The following is a 20413-nucleotide window of genomic DNA, read 5'->3' on the forward strand; positions in this document are numbered from 1 at the left end:
ACGTTTCTACAAGCATCAGTACTTCAATGTTGACAGCCCCTTTCCCTGTCAATTTTGAAATACACCTCTCTACTTGGCATAAACTCTAAAAAATCATGGGGTTTTATTGCTGAAAAATTTTGAAAATTTAAAATACCCTCCATGCATATGCATAGAGGGTATCTAACGCTTTATATTATACTAATTTTCTTTCCACTAATTCAGTTACTGCAAAGGTTGCAACGTCATCAGCATATTTTGCTGGTCCAAAACCTGCATCATAGCCTAGTTCCTTAGCTAGTTCATGAGATATTCTTGGTCCTCCGCAGATTAATACCACTTTGTCTCTTAGGCCTTCGGCTTCCAATAACTCAACGAGCTCAGTTAGATTTTGTATATGAATGTTCTTTTGTGTTACTGTTTGAGATACTAAAAGTACATCTGCCTTAAGCTCTATAGCCTTCTTTATAAACTCTTCATTTGTCACTTGACTGCCAAGATTATATGCTTCTATCATTTCGTATCTTTCAAGTCCATAGTGACCAGCAAAGCCTTTCATATTCATAATAGCATCTATACCAACAGTATGGGCATCAGTTCCTGTGCTAGCCCCTATAACTACTACTTTACGCTTAATATTTTCTTTTATATAATCATTTACTTCTTCCATACTCATGGTGTTTACCTCAACACTTTGAACATGAATTGAAGTGTAATCTATTGAATGCGCCACTCCTCCGTAGACAACGAAAAAGGTAAATTCCTTATCAAGTGCATGGTGGTGTGCTACTGATGGGTCTTCAAGTCCCATTTTCTTTGCAAGCTGCTTAGCTGCTTCTACTGCTCTATCTCCATCTGGTACGGGAAGTGTAAAGCTTAGCTGAACCTTTCCGTCATTCATTGTATCTCCGTATGGCTTAACCTTTGTTAGGTCTAAGCTCTTATCATAATCCTTCTTATCAGTTGAATATAATCCTCCGCTCATTGTAACTCCTCCTTTACCCCTTACGCTCTATTCAGCATAAGCTCTATGAATGGATTTAAGTAATTACTGTCCTTCTCTACAACACCATCAAGGCCTTTGCCGCCATCAATTGGTCTCTTAACTCCTCCAAATACTCCTTTTTCAAGAGTTTTGAAAAGTCCCATACCTTCTATTTCACTTAGTAGATCGCAGGCCTTATTTAAAACTTCGTCTACTCTATTTTCCATTATTCCGCCTTTTTTATAGGTTATTTCATCTCCTAGATCAGCCATAGTATTAAAGATATACTGAGCATTCTCTATTGACAGCGCTCTGTCTGACATAAATGGAGTATGAATTGCTTCTGTTAGCATTCCTAAAAGATGCAGCTTTTGTGATGTCATAATAGTTACCATGTTGAATAGTGCATCCTGAACATGTCCCCTGAATATATTTCCAGTCATAAACTTTGTAGGAGGCATATACTTTAATGGTGCCTTAGGAAAGATTTCCCTTGCCATCTGAGCTTGTGCTAATTCATATAAGAAGCCATTTTTTAAACTTGGGTCTATTTCAAACGCATGGCCTAGCCCCATTTGCTCCTCTGGAAGACCAGCTAAAAGTGCAAATTGCTCATTTATAAATTGAGAAGCCAGTACTGTATGTGCTTCTTCTACTGCATCAGCAGTGGTTAAATAGTTGTCCTCTCCAGTGTTTATAATAACTCCTGCGAAGCCATTAATTATTCTTGAAAAGTATTGGTCTACAATGGTTCTTTGCATATTAATATCTCTAAATAATATTCCATAAAGAGCATCATTAAGCATAACATCAAGTCTTTCAAGTGCTCCCATAGCAGCTATTTCAGGCATGCACAGTCCTGAGCAGTAGTTGCATAATCTTATATATCTTCCAAGCTCTTCGCCTACTTCATCAAGAGCATTTCTCATAAGTCTAAAGTTTTCTTGAGTTGCAAAAGTTCCACCAAAGCCTTCAGTAGTAGCGCCATAAGGTACATAATCAAGTAAGCTTTGTCCTGTAGTTCTTATAACAGCAATTACATCTGCTCCCTGCTTTGCTGCTGCAACAGCCTGAGTTATATCTTCATATATGTTTCCTGTTGCAACTATTACATATAAATAAGGTCCTTGTTTGTCTCCAAACTTGCCTAGGTATTCATCCCTCTTTGCTCTATTGGACTTTATTCTTTCAACTGTTTCCTTTGCTATATTATTTATAGCTAGCTTTATTTCAAAGGCATCTGCCATTGGAAGTTTTGTTAAATCAAGCTCTCCCTTTGCTACCTTTTCAGCTATCTCCTGTGGTGAAAGTTTTGTATTCACCATAGCATTTCCTATATAAGCCGCAGCCCCAAGTGAAAGTCCATTTCCGTTTTTGATGTTATCTACCACCACATTAGGAAGAGGAACTCCAAACTCATTTACCCCATCAATACCTAAAAGTCTGCATATTGTTCTTTCTACCGTTACAGTAGTGTGTCTGTCAATAAATTCTTGAGTGTCAAGAGCAATACTTTTAGCAGCCTGTCTGCTTTTGTCTACTAAGTCCCAATTCAAGTTTAACTTGCTTTCCATAACTAATCCCCCTACCTATATTAATAAATTTTAAAAAATCAATTATTATTAATAGCCTCAGCTATTTATTAGCTTTTATCTTCTTTATAGTAACTTTTTGCAAGCTCTACTAGTTCCTCTTCAAGTCCTAATAGCATGCATATATTTAATGCATCCTTTGGTACCTTATTCTCCTTAGAAACTCTCTCAAGCTTATAATCCATATGTTCTTGTATTATTTCTACAGAGAATTTTCTATTTAAATCTATCTTATATTTTAATGAGTTAAAATCTACATTCTTAAGTCCAGCCACTTGATAATGCACCATTTCACCCTCTACTACTCCATCATAATGTGTAGATATAAGGCTTATGGAATCAAAATCTGAGAGATACTTTGCTAGAGATTTTACTAAATAGTAGCCTTCCTTTGGATTTGTACCCCTGGCAAATTCGTCCAAGGCAATGAAGCCCTTTTGTGCTTTTGCACTAAGTATAACTTCCTTAAGCTTTATAATTTCAGCGCCAAAGGTGCTTAGTCCTTTAGAAATAGACTGCATATCATCTGAAATAAAGTATATAAAGTCAACCACAGGAACCACAGCTTCTTCTGAAAAAATATAAAAGCCGCACTGCGCCAGCATTACATTCAACACAATGCTTTTTAGTGCTACGCTTTTTCCTCCCATATTTGCCCCAGTGATTATGGTGGTACCATCCTTTAAGTCTATACTTATAGGAGTAAATTCTTTTCCTCTCTGACCAAGTATCTCCTTAATTTCCGGGTTAAATAAGCCTCTAAAATGCAGCTCCATTTTTTCTGAAATTACAGGTTTAATACCGCCATATGTCTTAGCAAGCTTTGCCTTTGCTAACAATAAATCAAGCTTTGCAATAGCTTTTATATTTTCATCTATTTCTAAAACATACTTGTTTATTTCCTCAGTCAAATGTTTTCTAATACTGAGTTCTTCCTCTTCCTCTGCAATTACCTTCTTAAGCCTTAAGCTCTTAAGTTCTTTGACCTTTTCCTCATCATTTTCTACCATTATCTTTTCCTCAAGGCTTCTCTTTTCAATCCTTATATCTTTCAGCCTTTTAGAATAATTATCGTATATGTAAAATGTAGGAATTCTTTTCTCTTCAGGGTCTAATAGACTGACTAGACCCTCAAGAGAATGGAATTTTAAACAATCAATCTTTAAATCCAACTTTTTAAAGCTCTCTAAAAAATCTCCAATTAGAATACCAAAACTCTTTATTTCAAAAAGCTCTACATCATCTAAAGTTATTAAATTATCACACCTTTTAATGGAAGCTCTTATGTCCTTTAGTTTATAAAAACATCTTTCTATTTCCCTAAAAACAGTTTTATTTTCACTAAAACTGGATAACACCATATCTATATTTTCAAACTCAGCAATGAGTTCACTTTTTTTTGTTCTTCCAAAAGGTTTTATGTGCTTCTTTTCTTCCATTCCATAAGGGGTTAATAAGTCTAGCTTTTCCAATATAAAAGAAAAGCCTACCTGCTCTCTTTGTTCACTATCTAAAAACTTAATAGCCTTCACCCCCTACAACATCATATACTGGCAATGAAATATTCTTTTTAAGCTCTTCAAGAAATTTGTACCTGTCAAATTCATATCCATAAGGAGCTTTAGGATTACAAGTAACACACTTCAAATTTATCCCGTCAAAAGCCTTGATAATAGCTCCTTGACCTTGAAATTTATATAGTGTTTCTTGCTTTATAAATAGTTTTGTGCCATCCTCTACTAGAAAGGTCACTCCTTTATATCTATCTGTTGAATTCATTATGTCCTCTAAGATGCTATCAGTAACTATCCCCCTGATAACTACGTGGCTAACATTCCCATTAAGCTTTTGAACAATTTCCTTGGAAGCCTCTAAGGAAGTCATTACATCTAGACTTTCTATGTCTCCACCTCTATAAATAATCCCTACTCTTGCATTTCTTAAACTATTCTCATATAAACTTAGAACATCCTTGTTCAATTCCTGTTCAATCGACAGCAATTTTACTGTATAGCTCGTCATCTCTACTACTTTATTTATATCTCTGCCTAAGGAAGCTCCTGTAGAAAGAATTGCCGCTTCCGTAATAGCTGGTGATGCAGAGGTCTTTCTGCTTAATGCTCCATCAACCAGTACTAAGTCTACTCTATAATCTAGAAGCTCAGCACATATAGACTGCATATAAGCATTTATAGAAGGCCCTCCCAGTTCTACGTAGCCATCACTAAGTGCTTTTGCAATAATTACTTCTCCCATAGGAGTGTGTATCCCAGTGCTATTTATTATCTCTTTTGTAATATCACTGCTAAAAAGGCATTGTTTTGCCGTGGCAATTAATGTACCTCTTTCCACATAAATCTTAGGCTTTTTTGTTAAGGTAACTCTGTCCTTATCCTCACCATCTCTACCAATGGAGGTGAGACCAAGAGAAAGCTTTCCCCTGGCCTCTTTTAAAATATAATTAAGAACAGTAGTCTTACCTACATTTTTATCCATTCCAATTATGGATACTGTTTTATATGGCCTTATTTTATCTAATATATCTATCTTTGCCATATGTTTTACCTCTTTATATATATTAACTGAACCCACCAATCAAAATAAAATATCCCCTAATAAATGCTTACACCGAAGCAACTTGGTGTTTGGACTTTTCTCTTTGTTTTCTCTCTAGTCCTTCTGGTTCCAGTGACAATTGTTGACCATTTAAAAGTCCTGAAACTCCTACTTTTTTAACACTTACTTCCCCTCTGCAAACCTCACAGTTACATCCAGGAGTATAGTTTTCTGGCTCTGAATAAGTCGTTATTACTCCTTCAAAGTTTCTTAATATTATTTTGTTTGCTCCTTGTGATATAACATAGTTCGGCATAACTGGAGTTTTACCGCCACCTCCAGGTGCATCAACTACAAAGGTTGGTACGCAGAAGCCTGAAGTATGTCCTCTTAGACCTTCTATTATTTCAATTCCCTTTGCTACAGGTGTTCTAAAGTGGCTTAGTCCCATAGAAAGGTCACATTGATAAATGTAATAAGGTCTTACTCTTATTTTTACTAGTTCATTTACTAGCTTTTTCATTACATGCACACAGTCGTTTACTCCCCTTAGTAAAACTGACTGGTTTCCAAGAGGTATTCCAGCATTAGCTAACAACTCACAAGCTCTTTTCGAGTCCTCTGTTATTTCGTTTGTATGGTTGAAGTGAGTATTAAGCCAAATTGGATGATACTTCTTAAGCATGTTAACTAAGTCCTCAGTTATTCTTTGAGGCATAACTACAGGAGTTCTTGAACCTATTCTTACTATTTCCACGTGTGGAATTTCTCTAAGTCTTTTAATTATATACTCTAGCTTATCATCTGATAAAAGAAGTGGATCTCCTCCGGAAATCAAAACATCTCTTATAACTGGAGTCTTAGCTATATAATCTATAGCATTATCTATTTGTTTCATTGGAAGTGATGAATCATGCTGTCCTGCAAATCTTCTTCTTGTGCAATGTCTGCAATACATAGAACATTGATCAGTAACAAGAAGTAATGCCCTATCAGGATATCTGTGAGTTAACCCAGGTACAGGAGAATCCCCATCCTCATGTAGTGGGTCAGCTGCCTCACAGCTAGACTTGTGCAGCTCTAGCGCCGTTGGTATTGCTTGTTTTCTCACTGGATCATGAGGATCGTTAATATCTATAAGTGATAGATAATATGGAGTTATAGCCATTCTTAAGCTTTGAAGGCACTTAACTACACCCTCCTCTTCCTCCTTGGTAAGTGGAATATACTTTTTCAAATCTTCAACTGTCTCTATTCTATTCCTTACTTGCCACTTCCAGTCATTCCACTGCTCATCAGGCACATCCTTGAACAGCTCGAATCTTCTATTAACTTTCATTTTTGAACCCCCTGTATTCCACTTTGCACAGAAGGATTATACTTCCTTCTGCCTCCATGGATAAACATTAATTAAATCCCATTTCTCAAATCAATTAAACATATAATTATTAAACATATAATTCTTCAAAAACTTTTCTAAGCTTTTCATTTTCTCTTAATTCTGAAAGAGTAATTTCAGCATGATCTTTTGTATAACCATTACCTATTATCATATTTACATCCTTACCAACACCTTCTGCTCCAAGGGCTGCCTTTGTGAAGCTAGTAGCCATTGAGAAGAAGTAAACTGTACCATCATCCTTAACTGGAAGTATGCAAGCCATTTCTGTATTTTGGATGTTAACGCAGCTAATAGAGATATCAACTTCTTTTCCATTATTAGCTTCTAGTGTCTTATTTAAAACCTCAACTGGTCTTTGAGCATCTGCTAGAATAACTTCATGACATAGTCCAAGTTCTTTAAGCTTAGCTGCTTGTTCTTGTTTTCTTACTAGTCCTATAACTTTTCCAGTTGGTCCTACTCTCTTCATTGCTTCGTAGCAGCATAACATACCTGATTTTCCTGCTGCACCAAGAATTAATACGCTTTGTCCTGGCTTAACAAGCTTAGCTGTTTGAGCTGGTGCTCCTGCTACATCTAGAGCTGCTAATGCTAGGTTTTCAGTCATATCACTTGGAAGCTTAGCATATATTCCACTTTCAAATAGTATAGCTTGACCTTTTATATCTACTCTGTCTATGTTAGTCTTAACATCTACTATTTCGTCTATCTTTAATGGAGTTAAGGAAAGTGAAACTAGAGAAGCTATTTTGTCTCCAACCTTAAGGTCTCTATCCTTTAGGTCCTCTCCTATTTTAGCTATTGTTCCTATGAACATTCCGCCTGATCCTGTTACAGGATTTTGCATCTTTCCTCTTTCACCAACTATTTCTAGTATTTGTGACTTAATTTTTTCTATATCTCCATCTGCAGTCTTTTTAAGTTGAGTAAAGCTAGCTGAGTCAATATTAAGTGATTGAACATCTACTAATATTTCATTGCTGTAGATCTCCATATCGTTTGATATTTTTTGAGCTGCTTGAGTTAGAACTCCTTGTGGTTCAATTACTCTGTGTGTACCATATTTACATCCTTTTTTCATAATAAAATCCTCCCCATCATCCTTTATTTTTTATACATCCATAACTTTAATTTGTTCTGGTATAATCAAATCAGCTTCTGTCACTGATTTAACTTCATCAATTGTAGTGTCTTTGTTTATTTCTCTTAGCACTAAGCCTTCCTTAGTAACCTCAAGAACGCAAAGCTCTGTAACTATTAAATCTACCTCTGCCTTTGCAGTTAGCGGCAGTTTACACTTTTTAAGAATTTTTGGTTCTCCCTTTCCTGTATGCTGCATAGCTACTATTACCCTTTTAGCTCCAGTAACTAAATCCATTGCTCCACCCATTCCAGGTACCATCTTTCCTGGTATAATCCAGTTTGCCAGATTTCCTTCTTGGTCTACTTCTAAAGCACCAAGCACAGTAATGTCAACGTGTCCTCCTCTAATAAGTGCAAAGGATACTGAGCTGTCAAAGTAAGCTCCGTGGGGTAGAATTGTTACATACTGTCCCCCAGCGTTTGTTATATCAACATCCTCTTCTCCTGCCTCACTTGCAGGTCCCATTCCTACCATCCCATTTTCCGATTGAAAGGTAACAGACATTCCTTCTGGTACATAATTTGCAACCATAGTTGGGAGTCCTATTCCTAGGTTTACTAGCTGGCCATCTCTTAGTTCTTGAGCAACTCTTTTTGCTATAATTTGCTTTGCAAGCTTGCTATCTGTAATCATATTAATCAATCCCCTCTATGATATAATCAACTAATACTCCTGGAGTTATAACATAGTCTGGGTTTAGCTCACCAGCTTTTACAAGCTTTTCAGCTTCCACTACAACCTTATCTCCAGCCATTGCAATTATAGGATTAAAGTTTCTTGTAGTTCCCTTGTAAAATACATTTCCAAAGTCGTCTACAATAGTTCCTTTGATTATAGATAAATCAGCCCTTAAAGGAAGCTCTAACAGATATTCTTTGCCATTTATAGTCAGCTTTTGCTTTCCTTCCTCTACCACAGTTCCAACCCCTGTTGGAGTCAAAACCCCTCCAAGTCCAGAGCCGCCTGCTCTAATTCTTTCAATTAAGGTTCCCTGTGGAACTAATTCAACCTCCATTAAGCCCTCATTCATAAGTCTTCCAGTTTCTGAATTTGTTCCTATATGGGATGCTATAACTTTTTTAACTTGTTTGTTAACAACAAGTCTACCTATGCCCTTATCAACATAACTTGTATCATTGGCAATAATTGTTAAATCCTTAACGTTCATTGCTATAAGCAAATCGATTATTTTATGAGGAGTACCACAGCCTAAAAAGCCACCTATCATTATAGTCATTCCATCCTTAAATAAGGGCTTTAGCTCCTCTGGCATTACTACCTTATTCATTTACCCCAACCCCCTAATATAATTTCACCCACATATTTATTTTTTAAGACCTAATATTTCTCTAGCTTCTGCTGGAGTTGCTATTTCTCTTCCAAGCTCCTTAGCAAGTCTTACTACCTTTTCTACCATCTCTCCATTTGACTTTGCAGGAACACCTTTAGAAATGTAAACGTTGTCTTCAAATCCTACTCTAACATGCCCACCGGACACTATAGACATGGCTGCAACTTGAAATTGATTTCTTCCTATTCCCGATACGGTAAAGGTACTTCCTTCAGGTATACTCCCCATTAAGAAGTCAAAATCTCTTAGTGTTGCACTGATTCCTCCATTAACTCCCATTACGAAGTTAAAATGCATTGGTGCTTTTATAAAACCCTTCTTTTGAAGTCTTATTGCTGAGTCTATCATTCCTTTGTCAAATACTTCTACTTCAGGCTTTATCCCAAGTTCAATCATCTTTTGGCCAAATTCTTTAATAGCATTTTCTGTGTTTACAAATATTTCGTCTCCTCCAAAGTTACAAGTCCCGCAATCAAGAGTAGCCATTTCAGGGTGTAAATATATTGGCTGAAGTCTTTCCTCGTTGCTCATTCCCACTGCTCCACCTGTAGAAGGTTGAATTATAACATCAGGGCATCTTCTTTTTATCTCTTCTATACAAAGTCTAAATCTTTCTTTATCTTGAGTTGGAGTACCATCATCTTGTCTTACATGAAGGTGTATAATACTTGCACCTGCTCTGTAAGCGGCTTCTGCTTCTCTGCCTATTTCTTCTACAGTATATGGTACAGCCGGATTGTGTTCCTTTGTAACTTCTGCACCACATATAGCTGCTGTTATTATTAGCTTATCCATGAAATTCCCCCATTTCCTATAGTTTTTACTTTCTTTGCTTATCCTTTGGTACTACGCAAGTTCCACTGGCTCTGCAAACTACTATTGGTGTTTCTAGTACATCACAAGCTGAATCATTGATATCAGGTCTAGGAATAATAACCTTTCTAGCTTCAAAAACCATTTTTCTTGAGCTATTACCACACTCAACAATTTCACCATCTGCTTCTATGTAGTCACCTGCAAATACTGGAGCTAAAAATTCTACATTGTCATAAGCTCTAAAAAGCCCTTCATCTCCATCATTTCTTATAAGTAACTCTGTGGCTACATCTCCAAATAGTTGAAGCATTCTTGCGCCATCAACTAAGTTACCACCATAGTGAGCATCATGTGCGCTCATTCTCATTCTAATTAGTGCTTTCAAATCCTCTCCCCCTTGCATATTTAATATTTTTTATATTTTATCTTGCATAAGCTTATGCAAAATAAAAAAGCACTGAAAGGTTTTCAGTGCTTAATTGGACACGTTTGAAAGAGCCATCATTCATTTGATAGCCATTCATGCAATGAAAATCTTTATTCTCATCACATAAATAGCTCTCCATGAATGAATTTTCATGGCAAGGATAAGGGTAGTTTCCTTTATCCCCAAGAGCAGGTTCAAGAACAAACCTGTTCTTTCGGCAGACAAATCCTTCGCTCTTAGTCTTAAAGGTTCTTCTTCTTAACACCTAAGAACTACACATTTGCTTGCGCCTCTATTTATGTATTATATGTGATTTTTTTCTAATAAATCCTAACTTTATTATATTCTAACTATACTATGTTGTCAATATATACTGAAAATTTATTAAATTACATATATTCCGCCTTTTCTATATATTCACGTTGATTTTTCATTCATTTTGTCATTATGAGGCTTTAATAATCCGTTTATTGAATTGACTCATTATTAACAATAAGGTTATAATAAGGATGGTATTAAAAATACGAAGATTAAAAAGGAACTTGGATGAATAACTACCACTTTCCTAAAAAATAATATACATAAGAAGGGATGATAAGTATGACTATATACGAAGAATCTTTAAAATTCCACGAAGAAAAAAGAGGTAAGTTAGAAATAGTATCAAGAGTACCAGTAAATACTTCACAAGACTTAAGTTTGGCTTATACTCCTGGAGTTGCTCAACCTTGTCTTGAAATTGAAAAAAATCCTGATTTAGCTTATGTTTATACTAGAAAATGGAACACAATTGCAGTAGTATCTGATGGAACTGCAGTATTAGGACTTGGAGATATCGGTCCATTAGGCTCACTTCCAGTAATGGAAGGAAAATCTGTACTATTCAAAACTTTTGGAGATGTAGATGCATTTCCTATAGTTCTTGATACAAAGGATGCAGATGAAATAGTTGAAACAGTAGTTAGAATTGCCCCAGGTCTTGGTGGAATAAACCTAGAAGATATATCAGCACCAAGATGCTTTGAAATTGAAAGAAAATTAAAAGAAAGACTTGATATACCTGTATTCCATGATGATCAACACGGTACAGCTGTTGTTACTTTAGCTGGTCTTATAAACGCACTAAAGATTGTTAACAAAAAGCTTGAAGACTTAAAGATTGTAACAAACGGAGCAGGTGCTGCTGGAGTTGCTATAACAAAGCTTCTTCTATCCTCAGGTGTAAAAGATATTACTATGTGCGATAGAAAAGGTGCTATATATGAAGGCCGCGGCGGTCTTGATGTATCAAAGGAAGAAATTGCAAAAATAACAAACTTAAATAAAACTGCCGGCTCTCTTGCTGATGCGCTGAAGGGTGCAGATGTATTTATAGGAGTTTCAGCTCCTGGTACAGTAACTGAGGAAATGGTTAAAGCTATGAATAAAGATGCTATAATCTTTGCTATGGCTAACCCAACACCAGAAATATTCCCTGAAGATGCTAAGAAGGCAGGAGCAAGAGTTATTGGTACAGGAAGATCTGACTTCCCAAATCAAGTAAACAACGTACTTGCTTTCCCTGGAATATTCAGAGGAGCTCTAGATGTAAGAGCTAGAGAAATCAATGAAGAAATGAAGGTTGCCGCAGCTTATGCTATAGCAAACTCAATTCCTGAAAATGAATTAAATGAAGATTATATAATACCAAAATCTTTCAACAAGGAAGTTCAAAGCAAAGTTGCTGACGCAGTAAGAGAAGCAGCTAGAAAGAGCGGAGTAGCTAGACTATAATTTTCAAGTAAATTTAATATTTATATAAATATTTATCATTAATAAAACTTAGGCTGTTGACAATGTCAGCAGCCTTTTATATTTTCATGCTATAAAAGTTTTTCTTTTCAAAGCTTTCAAGTCGTTGACACTAAAAATAGTTAGCATTAAACTTATATTAATTATTGTTCAAACGGAGGGATAAATCATGAGTGAATTGATGCCTACTAGGGAAGCTGCTTTACTGCTTCTGAAGGAATACACAAAAAGTGATAGTTTAATAAAACATGCTCTATCTGTAGAAGCCGTTATGAGACACTTTGCAAAGCTTTTTGATGAAAGTGATATTGAAAAATGGGGAATTATAGGACTTCTTCATGATATAGATTACGAACTTTACCCAGAAGAGCACTGCATAAAAGCAAGGGATATATTAAAAAGCAAAAACTATCCAGAGTCATACATACATGCTGTGGAATGTCACGGCTATGGAATCTGTACTAATGTAGAACCTGTAGAAACAATGGAAAAGGTCCTTTATACAATTGATGAGTTGACTGGGCTTATTACAGCCACAGTACTTATGAGACCTAGTAAAAGCATTCTTGACTTAGAAGTAAAATCAGTTAAGAAAAAGTGGAAGCAAAAAAGCTTTGCGGCTGGAGTAGATAGAGACCTAATTGAAAAAGGTGCAAAAAGGCTTGGAATAGAAATGGATAAGGTTATTGAAGAGACAATAAACGGAATGAAAGCTGCTGCTGAAGAAATAGGCTTAGCAGGTGCTCAATAAAAAAATGGTGGAAAGGATTAGATCTCTTCCACCATTTATTCTAATATATGATAGCTGCTCTTACCATTTGCCTTAGCTCTATACATGGCCATATCAGCTAATTTTAAAGCATTATCAAGACTTAAGGTATTATTTTTAATCAGCTTAATACCTATTGAGCAGCTTATACTATAATTTTTTTCTTTGTACTCAAATTTTGAAGTTTCAAAGCCTTTGAGTATCCTTTCTGCCACAATTTTATGCTTTAATGGTTCATTATCATACATCAATATTACAAATTCATCACCGCTATACCGTACAAATATATCTATAGGATCCAGTTCTTCATTTATACAATTAACAAAGCTTTTAAGTATAAAATCTCCTACCTCATGTCCATAATTGTTATTGAAGTCTCTAAAATTATCTATATCAATAAAAAATAGAGCATAGCTATCTTCACCCTTCATATCCTCCATTTGTTTTTTGTAGGAAATTTCTAAAAAGTTTCTATTATAAGTTCCTGTAAGATAATCCGTTATGGTCTTAGAATATAATACATTATTTTCATCTATAATATCCTTAAGCATATGATTTAAATTTTTAAGCTTGTCCGAATACTGCAATGAACAGCTTTGTAATTCTTCAATTTTTAGTGCAAAGGTTAATGCTAAGTTCATAATTACAGTAGGTAAAATAAATACGCTTATTGGAAAATTGAAAAGTAAAGTATACCTTCTCGTACTTGGTATTATAAAATTAATACTATCATGAATTATAAACATTAAGGCTGTTAATGTAATAACAAAAATATACTTTGAGTTATGTACTTTATCTATTACTGCTCTCGCCGCAATAAAAATAATATAACATATATCAAACACAATAATTATATGAAATATGTCCCTAAATTGATTATACCTTCCTATACTCGAAATAAATAATGAGCAAAATACTAATGACATCTGTCCACGATGAAGAACTTTATCAAATTTATTTATGTTTATTCCTAAATAACTCTTTATAAAATATATAAACAAGATAATAGAAATAAACAATGCTGATTCTGTTATTTTTAAAATTTGAAAATCCCTAGCAAAAGCGAATGGCCACACATAACTATTATAATATATAAATAGATTAGCAGTAATCAATGAAAAATAAAGAATATACTTTTCTTTAATAGAACTTTTATATATGTATAAAAAGAATAAGGATACTGCTGCAAGCAAAGTCATTATTATAATATATATCGTATGATTATAAAACATAGATATAGAAAATAATCTAGAAGCATCTCTATAATTGATTATCATAGGTTTTGATATAAATCCAGAAGCATAATCAGAATAATACTCCATCCTTATAGTATTTTCTCTATTCTTGTCAATAGCTATATCGGGCAGCATAAAAAAGCCCAAATTAGTCCATCCGCTTCTATAATTTGGGGGCATATCTCCAGCTCCACCTAAAAACACATCATTTACATACAATTTATAACTTCCGTATGTCTTTCCAAGCTTCAGATATAAATCTGTACTTTTATTTGCTTCAGGTATTATAAACTTATTAGTCAAAGTTATTCTTTTTTCCACTCCGATTTTGCTATCTGAATTATAGCTAAAATCATCTACAAACCGCTTATCTCCATATTGGATTGTCCAATCTTTTGATATATCTACTACAGGTTTGATATCTGTTTCGTACTTATTTAAAGCTATTATTATACTAAGAGTTAAGAATATTGATGCTACAGTTATTATGCGATAAATGTTAGATTTCATAAAATACCGTCTCCTAAACCAACGCACATCAAATTTTGTCTAAATTTATATTAACTTACTAATGTACTACTATTTTAGCATAAAGCCAATTAAAATTCACCAGTAACATATACACTGCTGAACTCATACTATATATGAAGGTATAAAAACTTATAAGAAGGTGTTTTATATGGGAGGAAAGCACAAACACAAATCTAATTATTCAGATATAAATTTGCTTGATCATAAGATGCTTGGACGAGGCCACAATGGGGTAGTAATCCTTCTCCCTGATAATAAAGTTATAAAAATATGCTTTAATGAAAAAAGCTTTAAAGGAGAAGCTTATATCCTTAAAAAGGTTAATGGCAACAAATACTTTCCCAGAATATACGAAATTGGTGGTAACTACATGATTCGAGATTATGTAGATGGAGTATGCATGAGAGATTACATAAAGCATAATGGGTTAAGTAAGGAACTGGCCAAAAAAATTATTGTTTTACTTAAAGAATTTGAAAAGCTTAAGTTTAAAAAGATTGATATTAGGTGCAAAGATATTTTTATACAGCCAGATGGCTCTTTAATGATTATTGATCCTAAAAAGTGCTTTTCAAAAGAAAGAAACTTTCCAAGGCATTTGTCCAAGGGCCTAGATAAGCTTGGTGTGCTTGATTATTTTCTTCAGGTCTTAAAAGAACAGGACTGTAAATTATATAAAAGGTGGATTAATAAAATCCATGAATACCAAGATGAAAGAAAAGAATTAGATGAAAACTATTAAAAGTAAAAGGTGATATCCAAAATTTAAGGATATCACCTTTATTTTTTAATTAATTTTACAAATTATAAATCGTAAGCAACTTCACCATGAAGTGATTCATCTAGGCCTTTAATTTCTGCAGCTTCACTTACTCTTACAGGCTCAAATTTATCAAGTACTTTAAGTATTCCAAAAGTAACTATAAATGAATAAGCACCTGTAAATATTACTGCTAAAAGCTGAACTGCAAACTGATGAAAGTCTCCAAATATTAATCCTTTTACCCCGTTAACACTTGCTTCTGCAAAAACTCCAACTAGTATAGAACCTAATATTCCTCCTACACCATGAACACCCCAAACATCAAGGGCATCATCCCAGTCTAGCTTGATTCTAACCTGTACAGCTAAATAGCATACAGCAGCTGCAAGTATTCCTATGACTACTGCCGCCCAAGGTCTTACGTAACCGGCTGCAGGTGTTATGGTAGCAAGTCCTGCTACTGAACCAGTTAAAGCTCCAACTAGAGTAGGCTTCTTCTCATGTTTCCATGATATAATCAGCCAAGTTACCATTGCTATAGAACCTGCTATATCTGTATTGATAAATGCTGTTGCTGCAATGCCATTAGCACCAAGGGCACTTCCGCCATTAAACCCGAACCACCCAAACCATAAAAGCCCTGTGCCTAGAGCAACAAAAGCTATGTTATGAGGAGTAGTCTTTTCCCCTGGAAGTATCTTTCTCTTTCCAACGAAGAATACTGAAGCAAGCGCTGCTATACCTGCACTTACGTGAACAACAATTCCTCCAGCAAAGTCAACAACGCCTAATTTTTGAAGGAAGCCTCCTCCCCAAATCCAGTGACAAAGTGGAATATAAATCACTATACTCCATATAACAAGAAACTTTAAATAGCTCTTAAAATTGACTCTATCTGCAAAAGCACCTGTTATAAGCGCAGGAGTTATTATGGCAAACATCTCCTGATAAGTGAAAAAGCTTAGAAATGGTATAGTTGGACCATAAGTTGGATTTGGTGCCATACCAACACCCTTAAGTCCAAAGTACTGTAGATTACCGATAATTCCATGAACATCGGGGCCAAAAGCTAAACTAAAGCCCCCAAAAATCCAAATTAAAGTAACTATTCCCATAGATATAAAACTCTGCATCATAATAGTTAAAACATTTTTCTTTCTTACTAGTCCTCCATAAAAAAATGCTAGTCCAGGTGTCATTAGACAAACAAGAGCGGCACTTATAAGGACAAAAGCAGTATCACCTGCATTAATCTGTGGCATATAAAATTCCTCCCTAATAAAAATAATCGCTCTTATATACAAAGCAAACATTGTGCCAACATCATTATTCCTCTGGATGGCCTCTATTTTTCTTAAACGTTTACAATAATTGGCTATACTGTGTCAAAAAAGTGGGACAAATTCGCACACCTGTGACAAATATGTCCCACTTTTATAACTAAAGCTATTATTTATTCTTCAATATTATACTTTACAATCTTCCTATGAAGCGATCTTCTGCTTATTCCTAACGCTTCAGCTGCCTTAGTCCTATTACCATCCCATTCCTTCAAGGTTTTTATTATCACATCTTTTTCTGTACAGTCAAGCACCTCGTCAAGAGTAGCTTCTTCCTCTGAAATTTGTTCCTCAGAACTCACTTTAACATAGGCTGGTAAATCCTCCTCACCTATTACATCCTTTGAGGTTATGACTACACATCTCTCAATAATATTCTCAAGCTCTCTAATATTTCCGGGCCAATTATAGCTCATAAGCCTTTGTATAGCACCATCACTAATAACCTTTTGATGCTTACCGGAGATAAAAGAGGACTTTTTAAGAAAGCCTTCTGCTAAAGATTTGATGTCTTCTCTTCTTTCTCTTAATGGTGGAAGCATTATAGGTACTACATTAAGTCTATAATAAAGATCTTCTCTAAAATCTCCCTTCTTAACAAGTTCCTCCAAATTTTTATTAGTAGCAGCAATAATTCTTACATCTATTTTTATTGTCTTAACACCACCTAAATGCTCAATTTCCCTTTCCTGAAGCACTCTAAGAAGCTTTACCTGCAAAGCTTGTGATATATCCCCTATTTCATCTAAAAATATTGTTCCTCCATCAGCCAGTTCAAACTTTCCCGGTTTCTTTATTATAGCGCCAGTAAAAGCTCCTTTTTCATAACCAAAAAGCTCACTTTCTAATAAAGCATCTGGAATAGCAGCGCAATTAACCTTTATAAAAGGTTTATCCCCTCTTGAACTAAAATTATGAAGTGCTTGTGCAGCTAACTCCTTACCCGTACCTGTTTCTCCATATATCATTACCGTTGCCTTCGTATCTGCAACCTGTTCTATCATATCTATTGTTTTTAACATTGCTGGACTTTTGCTTTCAAGCTGATTTTTAATTGTATTGTAATCCTTTTTTATATCTTCACTTGTTTCATCGTTTTTATCATTGGCAATTTTATTAACAGCCATGAGTACATCCTCAATATTAAAAGGCTTGATAATATAATCCTTAGCTCCACTTCTAAGTGCTTCAAGTGCCGTATCTAGGGTAGCAAAAGCGGTAATTAATATGACTTTAATAGAAGGATCTATCCTATTAATATTTTTAAGCAGCTCTACACCTGTCATTCCAGGCATTTTTATATCTGTTATAACTATATCAATTTCATTACTATCTATTATTTTTAGTGCCTCTTCTCCATTATAAGCTGTGTAGGCTGTGTATCCTTCCTTTACAAATATTTTATTTAATAGATTACATACATTTTGTTCATCATCAACTATTAGAATAGATTTGTTTCTCATAGCCTCACCTTATCCTCATCATTACTAACCGGAAGTTTTATGATAAAAATTGTACCTGCCTTTGAAGTACTATTAACTTCTATTACTCCCTTATGATTTTCTACTATTCTAGAACAAATAGCAAGCCCAAGACCAGTTCCCTTTTCTTTAGTAGTGAAAAAAGGTTCAAATATTTTATCCTGGTTTTCTGTACTAATACCCTCCCCCGTATCTGCAATTTCAATTTCAATTGTTTCATAGGACTTTTTATATTTTGTATTAATGCTCAAGGTTCCTCCCTGAGGCATTGCCTGAATTGCATTTATACAAATATTTAAAAGCACCTGTTCAATTTGGTCAAAATCAGCCTTAGTACAAGGTAGTTTCTCAAGCTCAGTTTCTAAAGCTATATTCTTCATAAGATTGTCTCTATTAATAAGGTTAATTACTACTCCGATTATTTTATTTATATCACAATATTCTAAGTTCAAATCGCCTGGTTTTGCAAAAGCTAAAAATCTATCTATTATATTATTTAACCTATCTACTTCTGATATAATCACAGATATATCATTGTATAGCTCGCTATCAACTTCAAGTTCAGTTTTAATAAATTGGGCATAACCCTTAATAGAGGTAAGGGGATTTCTTATCTCATGTGCCATACCAGCTGACAGAGAGCCAAGCGCTTCAAGATTCTTTGCTCTTAAAACACTTTCCTCCAGCTGTTTTACTTCTTCTACGCTTCTAAATACTCCAATAACACCAAGAAGTTTTCCGCTTTCATCCTTTTGCAGTGAAGTATTAATCATAATGGGAAGTTCTATTCCCCTATTATTTTTTATTTTTATGATATGTTTTATATATATTAAATCCTCTTCAAGTCCTTTCCTTAGAAGTTCAGCAATAGGCTTCATATTTTCGTTATCTAAATCACTTATATTCTTATGCAAAATCATAGCTGCATCTATCCCAAAAATATAGCTTGCTTGATGATTAAAGCTTGTTATTTTGCCAGAGCTATCTATTGTTACTATGGCGCTTTGAACATTATCAATAAATTTTTCTGTGTACTGTCTAACCTGCTCCATAGATGCTGCTTCCCCTGATACCTTAAGCACTTGCTGCATCATTGATTTTAAGTTATTCAACATTATATTAAAGGAATCTGCTAAGTCACCAATCTCATCCCTGCTATCAATATTAATATTTTGTCCAATATCACCTTCAGCAGCACTTTGAGTCTCCTTTAGCAGCTCTTTGATTGGCTTTGTAATTTTCTTTGACATAAGGGTTACTAATATAAATACTATAAACAAAGATATGAAAAGTACTATTATTGTATAACTTCTCAGTCTATACGAAACCTCGTAAGCTTCCTTCACAGGCTCTTCAACAGCTACATACCAGTTATCCCTTTGAGTATCATATTTTCTAATGCTGTAAGTAGCTGAAAAGTAATTAATATTATTATGCTTTATATAAAACGTGCCATATTTATTTTCATCTATATTTTTTATTACATCTGACCCCTTAAAAGGGCTAAAAATATATTCACCCTTACTGCTGACTAGATACGCATAACCCTTTTCGCCTAACTTTACGTTCTTAACTATATCTGCAATTGAATTAAAATTCATTCTTTCAACTACGGCTCCTTTAATATGCTTCAAGTCATCAACTATAGGTGCAGCATAATAAACTACATATGACTTTGAGCTTTCAGAATATGTGAAGTCTGACACATAACTATTTCCTTTTAGTACCTCTGGTAAAAATCTTTTATACTCTTCATCACTCTTAAGCTCACCTGAATTAACTTGTATTGTACCATGCTCATCAGTGATAAAAATATAATCATAGGCCTTATAAGCTTCTCTTACACTATTTAAATAATCAAGCTTTACAGCCGCCCCTATATTATTTGTTTTTAACAATGGGGAATTAACCATTACTTGAATGTCTCCATATCTTTCAAACATATATCTTTCTATTTTATTTGAGGTTTCCTGTGCAAGGGTAATAAACTCCTTCTCTTTTGAAATGTTTATTGCCTCTTTTGTACTTCTAAAGAACAAAAAGCCTACACTAATTATTAACGTCCCGGCTAAAATAGTAAAGAACGTCATGAGTTTCATTTGCATGGAGTTTCTTTTAAAATTCATTTTCATATGCTCTATTTCCTTTAACCCTTATATATTGATATAACTATCATAGCACAAAAGTTCTATCTGTATACGGAGACTTCCATGCTAATAAAAAAGTAATACCAAACTATGTTGGTATTACT

The 20413-nt window shown here is 34.5% G+C and carries 17 protein-coding genes and 1 riboswitch; of the genes, 3 read left to right on the plus strand and 14 right to left on the minus strand.

The annotated features are described in order from the left end of the window. Positions 1-175 precede the first annotated feature (175 nt). From kamE to kal, 10 genes are all read right to left on the minus strand, one after another. Positions 176-964, minus strand: a complete 789-nt coding sequence (gene kamE, locus bsdE14_RS09375; RefSeq protein ID WP_264849667.1) for a lysine 5,6-aminomutase subunit beta — start codon at positions 962-964, stop codon at positions 176-178. A gap of 20 nt (positions 965-984) precedes the next feature. Further along, a complete protein-coding gene (gene kamD / locus bsdE14_RS09380; RefSeq protein ID WP_264849669.1) occupies positions 985-2538 on the minus strand; it encodes a lysine 5,6-aminomutase subunit alpha in 1554 nt (517 codons plus the stop codon). 68 nt (positions 2539-2606) lie between these two features. Beyond that, positions 2607-4088 (minus strand): lysine 5,6-aminomutase reactivase ATPase KamC, encoded by a 1482-nt coding sequence (gene kamC / locus bsdE14_RS09385; RefSeq protein WP_264849670.1) that lies wholly within the window; start codon positions 4086-4088, stop codon positions 2607-2609. Continuing rightward, positions 4075-5112: a lysine 5,6-aminomutase reactivase subunit KamB gene (gene kamB, locus bsdE14_RS09390; protein WP_264849672.1), complete on the minus strand. Its 1038-nt coding sequence runs from the start codon at positions 5110-5112 to the stop codon at positions 4075-4077. The genes kamC and kamB overlap by 14 nt, the downstream gene beginning before the upstream one ends. Positions 5113-5179: 67 nt before the next feature. After that, positions 5180-6451 carry a lysine 2,3-aminomutase gene (gene kamA / locus bsdE14_RS09395; protein ID WP_264849673.1) on the minus strand — a complete coding sequence of 424 codons (1272 nt, stop codon included), beginning with the start codon at positions 6449-6451 and terminating at the stop codon, positions 5180-5182. A gap of 109 nt (positions 6452-6560) precedes the next feature. Then, entirely contained in the window at positions 6561-7595 is a 1035-nt protein-coding gene (gene kdd, locus bsdE14_RS09400) for an L-erythro-3,5-diaminohexanoate dehydrogenase (protein ID WP_264849674.1), read from the minus strand. A gap of 30 nt (positions 7596-7625) precedes the next feature. Further along, a complete protein-coding gene (locus bsdE14_RS09405; RefSeq protein ID WP_264849675.1) occupies positions 7626-8291 on the minus strand; it encodes a CoA transferase subunit B in 666 nt (221 codons plus the stop codon). Between the two features lies 1 nt (position 8292). Continuing rightward, the gene (gene atoD / locus bsdE14_RS09410) at positions 8293-8946 is read right to left on the minus strand and encodes an acetate CoA-transferase subunit alpha (protein WP_264849676.1); all 654 of its coding nucleotides are present in this window, start codon (positions 8944-8946) and stop codon (positions 8293-8295) included. 36 nt (positions 8947-8982) lie between these two features. Next, positions 8983-9804 (minus strand): 3-keto-5-aminohexanoate cleavage enzyme, encoded by an 822-nt coding sequence (gene kce, locus bsdE14_RS09415; protein ID WP_264849677.1) that lies wholly within the window; start codon positions 9802-9804, stop codon positions 8983-8985. A gap of 25 nt (positions 9805-9829) precedes the next feature. Continuing rightward, positions 9830-10210: a 3-aminobutyryl-CoA ammonia lyase gene (gene kal / locus bsdE14_RS09420; protein ID WP_264849678.1), complete on the minus strand. Its 381-nt coding sequence runs from the start codon at positions 10208-10210 to the stop codon at positions 9830-9832. A gap of 162 nt (positions 10211-10372) precedes the next feature. Continuing rightward, a riboswitch (Lysine riboswitch) is annotated at positions 10373-10555 on the minus strand. Between the two features lie 297 nt (positions 10556-10852). Here kal and bsdE14_RS09425 point away from each other — a divergent pair. Next, entirely contained in the window at positions 10853-12025 is a 1173-nt protein-coding gene (locus bsdE14_RS09425) for an NAD(P)-dependent malic enzyme (RefSeq protein ID WP_264849679.1), read from the plus strand. A 187-nt stretch (positions 12026-12212) separates the two neighbouring features. Continuing rightward, on the plus strand, positions 12213-12794 hold the full coding sequence (locus bsdE14_RS09430; RefSeq protein ID WP_264849680.1) for an HD domain-containing protein: 582 nt from the start codon (positions 12213-12215) through the stop codon (positions 12792-12794). A gap of 35 nt (positions 12795-12829) precedes the next feature. Here bsdE14_RS09430 and bsdE14_RS09435 read toward each other — a convergent pair whose 3' ends face one another. Next, positions 12830-14557 (minus strand): sensor domain-containing diguanylate cyclase, encoded by a 1728-nt coding sequence (locus tag bsdE14_RS09435; RefSeq protein ID WP_264849682.1) that lies wholly within the window; start codon positions 14555-14557, stop codon positions 12830-12832. Between the two features lie 169 nt (positions 14558-14726). On the opposite strand from bsdE14_RS09435, the gene bsdE14_RS09440 reads away from it, so the two are divergent. Then, the gene (locus bsdE14_RS09440) at positions 14727-15320 is read left to right on the plus strand and encodes a protein kinase (RefSeq protein ID WP_264849683.1); all 594 of its coding nucleotides are present in this window, start codon (positions 14727-14729) and stop codon (positions 15318-15320) included. Between the two features lie 62 nt (positions 15321-15382). Here the strand turns inward: bsdE14_RS09440 and bsdE14_RS09445 are convergent, their stop codons facing one another. From bsdE14_RS09445 to bsdE14_RS09455, 3 genes are all read right to left on the minus strand, one after another. Beyond that, positions 15383-16603 (minus strand): ammonium transporter, encoded by a 1221-nt coding sequence (locus bsdE14_RS09445; RefSeq protein ID WP_264849684.1) that lies wholly within the window; start codon positions 16601-16603, stop codon positions 15383-15385. Between the two features lie 191 nt (positions 16604-16794). Beyond that, entirely contained in the window at positions 16795-18144 is a 1350-nt protein-coding gene (locus bsdE14_RS09450; RefSeq protein ID WP_264849685.1) for a sigma-54-dependent transcriptional regulator, read from the minus strand. Further along, positions 18141-20294 carry a PAS domain-containing sensor histidine kinase gene (locus tag bsdE14_RS09455; RefSeq protein ID WP_264849686.1) on the minus strand — a complete coding sequence of 718 codons (2154 nt, stop codon included), beginning with the start codon at positions 20292-20294 and terminating at the stop codon, positions 18141-18143. Before bsdE14_RS09455 ends, bsdE14_RS09450 begins: the two co-directional genes overlap by 4 nt. Between the last annotated feature and the right edge of the window lie 119 nt (positions 20295-20413).

The organism is Clostridium omnivorum (genome assembly GCF_026012015.1).
GTDB classification, from domain to species: domain Bacteria; phylum Bacillota; class Clostridia; order Clostridiales; family Clostridiaceae; genus Clostridium_AX; species Clostridium_AX omnivorum.